We start from the raw sequence: 12,003 nt of genomic DNA, 5'->3' as shown, positions 1-12,003 counted from the left end.
GTGGGAACGGCGAGCCGACATGCACGAAGCATTCCTCAAACTCGCCTGCTGCCTCATCACCCACCGACAACTCGGCTCATTGTGTTAGCCGTTGTTAGCGTCGGCAGACCCCGTGAGGACGGCATCCGCTCACGCCGCGCACCCCAGCGGCGCCGACCGGCCGTCCCTCTCTCCGCGCCACAAAGCGCTCCACCGCCCGTACGGGTACAGGCAGCACTTCGCTGGAGCACTTTTGTCCGACAACTCCCCGACCACCGCTCCCCCGTCACTCACCGAGGTTGAGACCTACGGCGTCGAGCGCATCCCCGACGCGGACCGCACCGCGTCCCCTCTCGACCTGTTCCGGGTCGCCTTCGGCGGTGCGAACACCTTCTCCACCTGCGTCCTCGGGGCCTTCCCCATCCTCTTCGGCCTCTCCTTCTGGCAGGGGCTCGCCGCGACCCTTCTCGGAGTGGTCGTCGGCGCGCTGATCCTGTGCCCGATGGCGGTGTTCGGCCCGGTCAACGGCACGAACAACGCGGTCGCCTCCTCCGCGCACCTGGGCGTGCACGGCCGGATCGTCGGCTCGTTCCTGTCCCTCCTCACGGCCATCGCGTTCTTCTCGATCTCGGTGTGGAGCTCCGGCGACGCCCTGGTCGGCGGCGCGCACCGGCTCTTCGGGCTTCCGCGCGGCGATCTGTCGTACGTCGTCGCCTACGCGCTGTTCGGCGCGCTGGTCCTCGCGGTGTGCGTGTACGGCTTCCGGTTCATGCTGTTCGTCAACAAGATCGCGGTGACCTCGGCGACCGTCCTGTTCCTGCTCGGCGCGATCGCCTTCACTGGTGACTTCGACCCGTCGTACGCCGGAACCTTCACGGCCTCCGCCGATTCGGCGACGCAGGAGCTGTTCTGGCCCTCCTTCATCGGCTCGGCGCTGATCGTCCTGTCGAACCCGGTCTCCTTCGGTGCGTTCCTCGGCGACTGGTCGCGCTACATCCCGGCCGACGCGCCGCGTCGCAAGGTGATCGGGGCGGCGTTCCTCTCCCAGATCGCGACCCTGCTGCCGTTCGTCTTCGGCCTGGCGACCGCCAGCATCATCGCGACGAAGGCCCCGGAGTACGTCGATCCCGCGGCCCCCGACTTCGTGGGCGGGCTGCTGGCCATCTCGCCGAGCTGGTTCTTCCTGCCGGTGTGTCTGCTCGCCCTGATCGGCGGCATGTCGACCGGAACGACGTCGTTGTACGGGACCGGGCTCGACTTCTCCTCCGTGTTCCCGCGGCTGTCGCGGGTCCAGGCGACCGTGCTGGTCGGTGCGGTGTCGATCGCGTTCATCTTCGTCGGGCGGTTCGGGTTCGACCTGGTGCAGTCCATCTCGACCTTCGCCACGATGATCATCACGTGCACCACGCCGTGGATGGTCGTGATGATCCTGGGCTTCTACACCCGGCGCGGCTGGTACGACCCGGACGCACTCCAGGTCTTCAACCGCCGCCAGCGCGGCGGCCGTTACTGGTTCGCCCACGGCTGGAACTGGCGCGGTCTGACGGCCTGGTGGGTGTCCGCGGTGATCGGCGTCCTGTTCACCAACATCCCCGGCCAGTTCGTAGGCCCGCTGGGTGACCTCGCCAACGGCGTCGACATCAGCCTCCCGCTGTCGCTGGCCGTAGCGGCGATCCTCTTCCTCTCCCTGCTGTGGATCTTCCCCGAACCCCGGGCCGTGTACGGACCCGAGGGCGCGCGACTGGCCCGGACGGTCGACGTCCCCGTGCCGGCGATCACCGGCCCCGGAGCGGAGCCGTCGTCAACTCGGGCGTCCGTACCGCCGGTGTCGACGCGCTGAGTGCTTTTTCGCCCCCTCCGCCCCTACCCGTCCCGTACCTGGGGGCTGCGCCCCCAGACCCCCGCTTCGGCCTGGACGGCCTCGTCCTCAAACGCCGGACGGGCTGAACCCCGCGTAGCGGGGTCTGGGGCGGAGCCCCAGGATCAAGGGACGGGTAGGGGCGGAGGGGGCGAACAACTGCTTCCCCCAGCCGCGCGATCCGCGCACCACAGTGGACGGATCTTGTCCCAGTCGCAAGGATCGAGCCCGTACAGCGCGATCTCAGGGACGAGAGGCGGGGACGTACGGATGGCGAAGCACTGGGCCGACTTCCAGTACGAGATCTATCTCAACGGGATGACGGGCGTCGTACCCCGGCTGCCCACCGACCTGACCCGGCTGGAAGAGCTCACGGAGCAGCGGCTCGGCCCCGGCCCGGTCGGCTATGTGGCGGGAAGCGCAGGCAACGGCACCACCGCACGGGCCAACCGAGAGGCTCTGGAACGGCGGAGGATCGTGCCGCGGATGCTGCGCGATGTGCACGAACGCGACCTGTCCGTCGAGCTGTTGGGGCGCGCACTGCCCGCACCCCTGGCCCTCGCGCCCGTCGGCGTGCTGTCGATCATGCACCCGGACGCGGAGTCCGCCGCCGCGCGGGCCGCCGCGGCGCAGGGCGTCCCGTACATCCTGTCCTCGGCCTCCAGCACACCCATGGAGCAGGTCGCGGAGGCGATGGGTGACGCGGAGCGCTGGTTCCAGCTGTACTGGGCGAAGGACCGCGAGGTCACCCGGAGCTTCCTGGGGCGGGCGAAGGCGGCCGGGTTCACCGCGCTGTTCGTCACCCTCGACACTCCCCTGCTTGCCTGGCGGCCGCGCGATCTCGACCAGGCGTATCTGCCGTTCCTGCACGGCGTGGGCACCGCCAACTACTTCACCGACCCGGCGTTCCAGGCGGGCCTGGCCAAGCCGGTGCACGAGGACCCGAACGCGGCCGTGATGCACTTCGTGGGCATGTTCGCGGACCCGGGCAAGACGTGGCCCGACCTGGAGTTCCTGCGGGAGAACTGGGACGGCCCGATCGTCCTCAAAGGCATCGTGCACCCGGACGACGCCCGTCGTGCGGCCAGTGCCGGGATGGACGGCGTGGTCGTCTCCAACCACGGCGGCCGTCAGGTGGCCGGCGCCGTCGCGGCGGCGGACGCACTGCCCCGTGTGGTGGAGGCGGCGGGCGACCGGCTGACCGTCCTTTTCGACAGCGGGATCCGCACCGGCGACGACATCTTCAAGGCGCTCGCCCTCGGCGCGCAGGGCGTCCTCGTCGGACGTCCGTACGCCTACGGGCTCGGCCTCGACGGTCAGGCGGGCGTCGAACACGTCATCCGCTGTCTGCTCGCCGAGTTCGATCTCACGCTCGCCCTGTCCGGGCACTCCCGCCCCGCCGACATCGGCCCTGACGACTTGATCGACGAATCCGCATGACATCAACACGGCGAGGGGGCGCCCTGATCGACCAGGGCGCCCCGTCGGGCCTGTACGGCGGATCACGCCTGTGATGCGAGGCCTGGCACGCCCATCTGCGTCAATGAGGCACCGCCGTTTTCCTCCGGCCTGATCCGCGCCGGACAGGCCTCGCGGGCGCACTGGAGACGGGCGCCCTGGCCGGAGCCGGCATCGACGTCTTCGACCCCGAACCGCCCACTCCGGCCCTGCGGTTGCTCAAGGCCCCGAACATGGTGCTCTCCCCGCATGTCGCGGGCGTCACGGGTGTCGCCGGTGTCGCGCGCGAGACCCGCGTGCGGATCGCGCCGGCGGCCGTCCGGACCGCCGGCGCCTTCGTGGACGGCAAGCCGCCGCGGGACGTCGTCTCGTAACGCCCGCTCGCTTGACCCCTACAGGCCGATTCCCTTGATCACCGCGTCGAGTTGCGCGAGGAGAGGCAGCACGGGCTTCGGGCTCGCGTTGTCGCCGACCGTCACGGAGCGGGGTTCCTCGTAGGGCGCCGACGAGGTCGCCTCCGGAGCGACCGGCACGCCCGTCGGCTGTGCGCCGGGAGGCGGTTCACCCGGCGGCTGCTCACCCGGCGCCTGCCCGTCCGGTGGTTCGGGCGGGCTGTCGCCGGCGGACGGCGGGCCGTCCGTGGGCTGCGAAGGGCTGGTCGTGCCCGAGATCGACAGCGAATCGGGGTTGGCCGGCGAGGAGTCGGTCTGCCACCGCTGCGCGTCGGAGCCGTCGCTGACCTTGACGACGATTTCGGACCCGGGGTCCGCGGAATCGGGCGCGACAGCGAGCCGGTCGCTCCACCGGGGCTGCAACTCGCCCCGCGCGGTGAGGTCGTAGCGCACGTCGGCACCGCGCGCCGCGTTCTCGGCGGCGCAGGGCTCCAGCACGACGAAACCGTCGTCGGCGCGGGAGTCCAGGCACAGTTCGGGGTCGGCGACGCTGCGCAACAGGCCGTCGCCGCCGTAGGACCATTGCTGGGTCCAGGCGGAGGAGCACACGGCCAGTTCGGTCTCGGCCCCGGACTTCGCCTCGCCACCCCGGATGTCGAGGCACAGGTCGGCGGCGAGGTTGCGCAACCGGGTCTGCTCGGTGCTCGTGGGGAGTCCCGCCGAGTTGGGGGGCGGGGACGCGGCGGGCGGGGACGCCGAGCCGGGCTCGGGTGACAGCGTGCGGGCGCTGCTCGCGCCCGTGGAGGCCGTGGGGTCGGCTCCCGGGTCGTCGTCCGACCACAGAGTGGTGGCGAGAACGGTCACGAGCAGGGTGGCCGAGACCACGCCCGCTCCGGTGATCAGGGCTTTGGCGTGCCGCTGTGCGGGCTGGGGCATGCCACGCGGGGTGGGGATCTGGGACAGCAGACGATGACGTCCACCGTTCTCCGGGAGTCCGCCACCGCCGCCCTGCCGCCTGACGGCGAGCGGTGATCCACCTCGGGGGCGCCCTCCTTGCTGCGCGCGCCCGGGGCGGGAGTCGAGATAGCGCCGGGCGCCCCAGCCGAGTACCGCTTCGGCCAGCAGAACACCCAACCCGCCCTCGAAATGGCTCAGTTGCTCGGCGGCGAAACGGCAGTAGCGGCACTCCGTCAGATGCTGTTGGACATCGGGCAGCAAGGCGCCGCCGCGGCGAATCGGAACGTCCAGCAACCGGTTGTGGAAAGCGCATTCCCTGGTCGGCGCGAGTTCCCGGTGGGCTCGTACACAGCCCTCACGGAATTCTTCACGGGCCTGTTCCAGAGCGGCCGACGCGGTGTCGGTATCCATGCCCGACAGACCGGTCGGTACGGATATGTCCTCGGCTTCGACCTCGGTGTGCCACAGCAGGCACTGGGCGAGTGGCTGCAGCGTCTGGAAAGCGCGCTCGGCGAGCTTCCGGTTTTCGGCCGTCATGGACTTGGCGGCCCGCATACCGCGGCCCCCGGCGGGTTTTTTCAGGTCCGGCAGTACACCGGTTATCCGGTCCTCCGCGGCCCACTCCCTGACGGTGTCCCGAACGGCCACGAGAAGCCGGGGCCGCACTGCGACACCGGACTCGCCGCGCGTCAGGCGGTCGAGTATCCGGTGGAAGGAGGCCGCGGTCACCATCGAGGCGACGTTCGCCGAGGAAGCGAGGCAGATGACCGAGTAGTCGTACGCCGGCTGCCAGTGCCGGGCCATCAGAAGGGCGACGGGGTGCGCCGTCTCGCTCTCCGGCCGGCCTGTCAGCTGTGCGGCGAGGCTCTCGTCGGATTCCCCGGGAGCGCCGCCGGGAGGATAGGGAGGACGTGGGGGGTGGGGGGTGGGCACAGAGCGGGTTCCTTCCAAGGCGCAAGGTGGCACATAGAAGTTCCTTCACCGCCGAAAAGGAGCTCCTGATTGGTTCATACCTTTATGGCGGAGCACCGGGAAAACAGCCGGGGCGAAGTCCGTAACGACAACCGTCGCCAAGAACCTTTCGAGCTCGTCGACAGCCTTGAATAGCGAACAGCGATTCGGACCCGGCCATTGGCCCAGCACAGGAAGGTCACCTTCGCACAACACGCTCATGACCAACAAGACACTTGAGTAACTTCCGTCTCAGTGAGAGAAAGTCAGATCCGGTCGGCAACTCTCGCGACTCGTACCGGCTTTCGAAATTTCATGCGCCCCGTGTGAACGGCGTGCACGCGCCGGTGGCCCGCGCACGCTCCCGGCGCGCGCAACCGGGCGGTCCACTGGAACCGGCCCTTCTCGGGGGCCCCGCGCGGTACGGCGGCTCTCCCGCGCGAAACCGGCCGCCGACCCTGATCCTCCCGCCCTCGGTCGGCGGCCCCGAGGGCGGGTCGGCCGGCCCGCTCACCGGCCGGTGTTCAGATCCGCTCACCGGCCAGTGTTCAGATCCGCCCACCGGCCAGTGTTCAGATCCGCTCACCGGCCAGTGTTCAGATCTGCCAGGACCTCAATCGGTCCGCCGCGCCATAGACGTCCGTCTTGCCGTCGATCAGATCGCGGGCGAGGTCGACGAGGGCTCCGTACGGCGGGTCGATGCCGACACCGCTGACGAACATGTAGGCGACCGCCGCCGCGCAGGCGAAGCGGGCGTTGGCGGCAGGCAGAGGCTTCAGCAGGGCCAGGGTGTGCAGGAGAGCCGCGGCGCGCCAGGCCGGGTCGGAGTCGGCACCGAGGCGGGGCGGGTCGACGCGGTGCCGGGCCACGGCGGCGGCGAGCGCCGAGAAGTCGTTGACCGTGGGCTGGTCGGGCAGGACCTCTTCGTGGCGCTGGAGCAGCCAGGGCACATCGATATGGATGACGGGTGCCATGCGTCAGGCGGCCCGGCCCTCGCCCTTGCGGGGCGGTTCGTCCTCGGGGAACGCGGCGGCGAACTCCCCCGCGTGCGCCGCGAAGAACTGGCGGAACACCTCCGCGCCTTCCTGCAACGCCCGGTGCCGCACGATGTCGGCCGCGGCCGCCTCCCGCACCAAGGCCTTCATCGACGTACCGCGCTCCTTGGCGATCTGCCTCAGGTCCTCTAGCTCGCGATCGCTGAACTCCACATTGAGAGCTGGCATGCCCTCAAGGTACCGCCCGGGTACTGACTCGTAAATACGCCCAGTTCAGCGACGATGCGGTGCGGTACCTGCCGCGCGAGACCCCGCGAGACGTACGTCACCTCTCGCCGCCTCATGTCACATCGCTCACCGTCCCGGCCTTCCGCCTCGTCCGACGCGGACAGACTGTGCGCCGCGTCCACGGTGGACGAGACCTCCACGCGGGCGGCAGGGCTGTCGCCGACTTGCAGAACGCGCTGGACCAGCCGGTGGCCGTGTCGCCGTCGAGCATCGCCACGGGGAGTGGGTCGGGCATCCGGAGTAACTCGTTTCCGTCAAGGGGGAGTTCGTGGCGCTCGGCCCAGGGTCGGGTTCGAAGTCGGCAGCCGGGGTGGTCGCCTTGAACCGGGCAGCGGTGGCACTCTCGTACGCGCCGGTGGGGTCGGTGACGCCGCCCGGGTCGGCCGTCGCGAGGGGTCAGCCGTCGCGCAGGGCGACCGTGCGTCGGCCCGGGGCGCGGCCCCGGCGTCGGCGGCGCCCGGAAGCGCTCCGGCCGCCGGTAAGGCGGTTCCTGCGATCAATATCGATCTTCGAGTGACCGTCGTCAGGGCGGCTCTCCCTCATCAAGGGCCCATAAGTCATCACAACTGATCGTAAAAAGCCAAATTCTGACGGGCCGACAAGTGTAGCCGCCAGAAGTCCGGCACCCGCTTCCGTCCAGCGCGTGACCAGAGGCCCGAAAACACCAGGCCATGCGCATCGGTCCAGTGGGCATGGCGTGGCCGCGGGTACCGAGACCGTGTCCCGAGTACGGAGGCCCTGTCTTGGGTGCGGATACCGTCCACGCACTACGCTGGAACACGAGTGGCGCGTTTGTTCACTGTGAGTGTGCGCAATGGAGTGGCGAAGATGAGCCCGGAAGCACCCCTCGGTGGGTCCGCCACGGCGCGGGCCGTCATCGACGTGAACGGCACCCTGATCCGCTGGAGCGAGGGGGCCCGCCGCCTGCTGGGCTATGCGTCGGAAGAGGTCGAGGGCAGGCCCGCCGCGGACCTGCTGGCCACCGGGAACACCGTCCCGCTGCCCAGTCCTGCCGACGACCGATGGAGCGGCACCGTCGATCTGCGCCACCGCGACGGCCGCACGCTGTCCGTGTGGCTGCTCGCCCATCACGGCCCCCCTCAGCAGAGCAGCAGCGACTGGCTCGTACTCACCCCGCTGAACGACGGCGATCCCGATCCGCAGGACGACTTCCTGATGACGGCCGCCCTGGAGCAGTCCCCCTGTGCCACGGCCGTCTACGACGACCGGCTGCGCCTGCACGGGGTCAATCAGGCGATGGCCGCCGTACTCGGACTCCCGGCCGCGCGCATCCGTGGCCTCACGACACCCGATGTCGGCGGAAATCTGGACGGCGAGGAGATCGAACACGAGCTGCGCCGGGTGCTCGAGTCGGGACAAGGACGCGAGTCACAGGGGTACGTGCGGGCAGGCGGCGAAGAACGCGCGCACGCCTGGCTCGGACGGTACGCGCCGCTGATCGACGCCGAGGGTCGGGTGCGCGGTGTGTGCCTGACCGCCCACGACTTCTCCGAGCACTACATGGCCCGGGAGCGCCTGCAACTGGTCAACGAGGCCAGCGTCCGCATCGGGACCACTCTCGACGTCACACGGACGGCCCAGGAGCTGGCTGACGTCTGCGTTCCCGTCCTCGCCGACTTCGTCAGCATCGACCTGCTGGATCCCCCGGAGGACGGGGGCGAGCGGGAGTCGGGACCGCCGAGGGCGCCGGTCGCGCTGCGCCGTGCGGCACACCAGTCGGTCCGCCCCGGATCCCCCGAGCCGGTGGTCAAGCCCGGGCAGATCGACATCTACCCCGCGGGTTCGCCCCAGGCGGACTCCCTGACGGCCGACCGGACGATCGTGACAGCCGATGCCGCCGCCGCGCTCGCCGGCTGGCTCGCCCGGGACGAGGCGCGCAGCGAGCGCGTCAGGGAGTACGGCATCCACGCGACGATGTCGGTGCCGATCCGAGCCCGGGGCACGACCCTCGGGGTGGCCGTCCTCAACCGGTTCCAACGCGTCGATCCCTTCACCCCCGACGACATACTGCTGGCCGAAGAGGTCACGGCGAGGGCCGCGGTCTGTATCGACAACGCCCGCCGCTTCTCCCGCGAGCGCGAGACCGCGCTGGCCCTCCAGCGCAGTCTGCTTCCCCAGTCACTGGCCCGGACGGCCGCCGTGGACGCGGCCTCGCGCTACCTTCCCGCGGCGCGTGCCGGGGTGGGCGGCGACTGGTTCGACGTGATCCCGCTGTCCGGGATGCGGGTCGCCATGGTCGTCGGCGACGTGGTGGGCCACGGCATCCAGGCCTCGGCGACCATGGGGCGGCTGCGTACCGCCGTGCGCACCCTCGCCGACATCGACCTGGCACCGGACGAGCTCCTCACGCACCTCGACGACCTCGTCGTACGGCTGTCCGCGGAGGCCGGCGCCGACGACACCACCGGCGAGGTCGGCGCCACCTGCCTGTACACGGTCTACGACCCGGTCTCCCGGCGCTGCACCCTGGCCAGGGCGGGCCACCCGCCGCCCGTCATGCTTCCGCCGGGCGGCCCGGCCCGGGAGATCGGGCTTCCCGCGGGACCGCCGCTCGGCCTCGGCGGGCTGCCCTTCGAGTCCGTCGAACTCGACCTTCCCGAGGGCACGGTGCTCGCGCTGTTCACCGACGGCCTGATCGAGAGCCGCGAGCGGGACATCGACGCCGGCCATCAGCTTCTGCGCGATGCGCTGGAGAGGCACTCGGACTCCCTGGAAGGAGCCTGCCACGCGATCCTGGGGACGCTCCTTCCCGTCGGCGGTGCCCCGGACGACGTGGCGCTGCTGCTCGCCCGTACCCACGGGCTGCCCGCGTCCCAGGTGGCGACCTGGCACATTCCCGCCGACCCCGCTCTCGTCGCGCCGATCCGCAAGCAGGTCGTCGCTCAGCTGAACGACTGGGGCCTGAGCGAGGCGACCTTCACGACCGAGCTCGTGGTGAGCGAACTGGTCACCAACGCCATCCGGTACGGCGAACCACCCATCCGGCTGCGCCTCATCCACGACGCCACCACCTTGATCTGCGAGGTCTCCGACAGCAGCCACACCGCACCGCATCTGCGCCGGGCCAGGACCTTCGACGAGGGTGGCCGAGGACTCCTGCTGGTCGCCCAGCTGACGCAACGCTGGGGCAGCCGCCACACGGCGGACGGCAAGACGATCTGGGCAGAGCTGACACTGGTCGAGGATTGACGGCGGACGGCCCGGAAGGAAATCCGCCCAGGGACGGGCTTTCTGGCCCCGCGAAACTCCCTGGTACGGGCCTGCCGCGGTCGGCCTGATTTGATGAAGGGGCACCACGAACCGTGTCCCGGAGGACCGAACCCTGAACGCCCCGCTCGCCGAAACCCTCTCCGTCGTCCTGCTCGTCGCGGTGCTCGCCTGCGCCGTGATCCGCCCCTTCAACTGGCCCGAGGCGGCCGTGGCGGTTCCGGCCGCCGCCGTGGTGATCGTCACCGGTGCGATCACCTGGGACCACGCCGTCGCGGAAGCCGCGCATCTGGGACCGGTGATCGGCTTCCTCGCGGCCGTGCTGGTGCTCGCCCGGTTCTGCGACGACGAGGGGCTCTTCCGGGCCTGCGGAGCGTGGATGGCCCACTGGGCGGCGGACCGTCCCGGCCGGCTGCTGACCGCGGTCTTCGGGCTCGCCTCGGCGATCACGGCGGTGCTCAGCCTGGACGCCACCATCGTGCTGCTCACGCCCGTCGTGTTCGCCACCGCGGCACGGATGGGTGCCCGCCCGAAGCCGCACGTGTACGCCTGCACCCATCTCTCGAACACCGCCTCGCTGCTCCTGCCGGTCTCCAACCTCACCAATCTGCTCGCGTTCAGCGCCAGCGGTCTGAGCTTCACCCGCTTCGCCGCGCTGATGGTCCTCCCCTGGCTGGTCGCCATCGGCGCCGAGTACGTGGTCTTCCGGCGCTTCTTCGCACGCGACCTGGGCGCGGCGGCCATGCCGACGCCGGACGTCGATGAGCCGCCCGCCATGCCGCTCTTCGCGCTGATCACCGTGGGCTGCACACTGGCGGGGTTCGTCGTCGCCTCCGCGCTCGGCATCGATCCCGCGTGGTCGGCCGCGGCCGGGGCGCTGGTCCTCGCCGTCCGCGCCCTCGTCCGCCGACGGGCCACCCCGCTCAGCGTGGTGCGTGCCACCGCGCCGGCGTTCCTGGCGTTCGTGCTCGCGCTGGGCATCGTCGTACGGGCAGTGGTCGACCATGGGCTCGCCGACGCCCTCGGGCGGCTGCTCCCGGAAGGCAGCGGCCTGCTCGCGCTGCTCGGCATCGCGGCACTCGCCGCCGTGCTGGCCAACCTGATCAACAATCTGCCCGCGGTCCTCGTGCTGATCCCGCTGGCCGCCGCGTCCGGACCCGGCCCCGCGCTGGCCGTCCTGCTCGGGGTCAACATCGGCCCCAATCTGACCTACGCGGGATCCCTGGCGACCCTGCTCTGGCGGCGTATCGTGCACCAGCACGACCATGGCGTCGATCTCAAGGAGTTCACCCGGCTCGGCCTGATCGCCGTGCCGGCCGCGCTGATCCCGGCCGTACTGGCCCTGTGGCTCTCACTCCAAGTCATCGGAGGCTGACACGTATGCGGGTGATCGTCTGGCTCGTCGAGGGAACGTGGCCCGCGTGCGTGGACGCCGTACACCGGCACGCGCCGCACGCGACGGACGTGGTCCTGCTGTACGTCGATGAGCCCGATGTCCCCGGCTTGGCGCACGGCGCCTTCGCCGGGCTGCTCGGCCGCGCGCACTCCGAGCGCGACCCCGGAGACAGCCTGGCGGACCTCGGCACCTCATCCTCGACGCGGCTCCTCGACGCGGCGGCCGAGCGGCTGGGCAGCCCCTGCACCCGGCTGGAGCGCACCGGGCGCGCCGAGCGGGAGGTGGTCGCCGCCGCGGAGGGCGCCGACCTGCTCGTACTGGCCCGTGACGGCGACCGGTCCCACCTCGGCCCGCGCAGTCTGGGACCGGAGGGCCGTTTCGTGGTCGACCACGCGCCCTGCCCCGTCCTGCTGGTCTGGCCCGAACCGGCACCGGACGTCACGACACTGCCGCCCCACTGACGCCGGCGGAAGATCCTCGCCGACGGGCGCGGCGACCTGG

At 70.9% G+C, this 12,003-nt stretch carries 8 protein-coding genes and 1 pseudogene; 6 read left to right on the top strand and 3 right to left on the bottom strand.

Annotated elements, in window-relative coordinates; translation table 11 throughout:
• Positions 1 to 232 precede the first annotated feature (232 nt).
• From AB0N66_RS22925 to AB0N66_RS22915, 3 genes and pseudogenes are all read left to right on the top strand, one after another.
• The gene (locus AB0N66_RS22925) at positions 233 to 1,819 is read left to right on the top strand and encodes a cytosine permease (RefSeq protein WP_365438108.1); all 1,587 of its coding nucleotides are present in this window, start codon (positions 233 to 235) and stop codon (positions 1,817 to 1,819) included.
• Between the two features lie 288 nt (positions 1,820 to 2,107).
• Positions 2,108 to 3,277, top strand: a complete 1,170-nt coding sequence (locus AB0N66_RS22920) for a lactate 2-monooxygenase (protein WP_365438105.1) — start codon at positions 2,108 to 2,110, stop codon at positions 3,275 to 3,277.
• Positions 3,278 to 3,426: 149 nt separating this feature from the next.
• Positions 3,427 to 3,669, top strand: a pseudogene (locus AB0N66_RS22915) (NAD(P)-dependent oxidoreductase); the annotation flags it as partial.
• An 18-nt stretch (positions 3,670 to 3,687) separates the two neighbouring features.
• On the opposite strand, the gene AB0N66_RS22910 reads toward AB0N66_RS22915, so the two are convergent.
• The 3 genes from AB0N66_RS22910 to AB0N66_RS22900 form a co-directional block, all read right to left on the bottom strand.
• Positions 3,688 to 5,577 carry an RICIN domain-containing protein gene (locus tag AB0N66_RS22910; protein WP_365438102.1) on the bottom strand — a complete coding sequence of 630 codons (1,890 nt, stop codon included), beginning with the start codon at positions 5,575 to 5,577 and terminating at the stop codon, positions 3,688 to 3,690.
• Between the two features lie 614 nt (positions 5,578 to 6,191).
• A complete protein-coding gene (locus AB0N66_RS22905; RefSeq protein WP_365438099.1) occupies positions 6,192 to 6,569 on the bottom strand; it encodes a toxin Doc in 378 nt (125 codons plus the stop codon).
• Between the two features lie 3 nt (positions 6,570 to 6,572).
• On the bottom strand, positions 6,573 to 6,818 hold the full coding sequence (locus AB0N66_RS22900; RefSeq protein ID WP_365438096.1) for a hypothetical protein: 246 nt from the start codon (positions 6,816 to 6,818) through the stop codon (positions 6,573 to 6,575).
• A gap of 888 nt (positions 6,819 to 7,706) precedes the next feature.
• Here AB0N66_RS22900 and AB0N66_RS22895 point away from each other — a divergent pair.
• From AB0N66_RS22895 to AB0N66_RS22885, 3 genes are all read left to right on the top strand, one after another.
• Positions 7,707 to 10,088: a SpoIIE family protein phosphatase gene (locus AB0N66_RS22895; RefSeq protein WP_365438093.1), complete on the top strand. Its 2,382-nt coding sequence runs from the start codon at positions 7,707 to 7,709 to the stop codon at positions 10,086 to 10,088.
• A gap of 133 nt (positions 10,089 to 10,221) precedes the next feature.
• Positions 10,222 to 11,481, top strand: a complete 1,260-nt coding sequence (locus AB0N66_RS22890; RefSeq protein WP_365438126.1) for an arsenic transporter — start codon at positions 10,222 to 10,224, stop codon at positions 11,479 to 11,481.
• A 5-nt stretch (positions 11,482 to 11,486) separates the two neighbouring features.
• Positions 11,487 to 11,963 carry a universal stress protein gene (locus AB0N66_RS22885; RefSeq protein WP_365438090.1) on the top strand — a complete coding sequence of 159 codons (477 nt, stop codon included), beginning with the start codon at positions 11,487 to 11,489 and terminating at the stop codon, positions 11,961 to 11,963.
• Positions 11,964 to 12,003: the final 40 nt, after the last annotated feature.

It is taken from the genome of Streptomyces sp. NPDC093544 (assembly GCF_040683495.1).
Lineage (GTDB): Bacteria > Actinomycetota > Actinomycetes > Streptomycetales > Streptomycetaceae > Streptomyces.
Note: the sequence above shows the minus strand (reverse complement) of the source record. Positions and strands in the feature narration are given on the sequence as shown.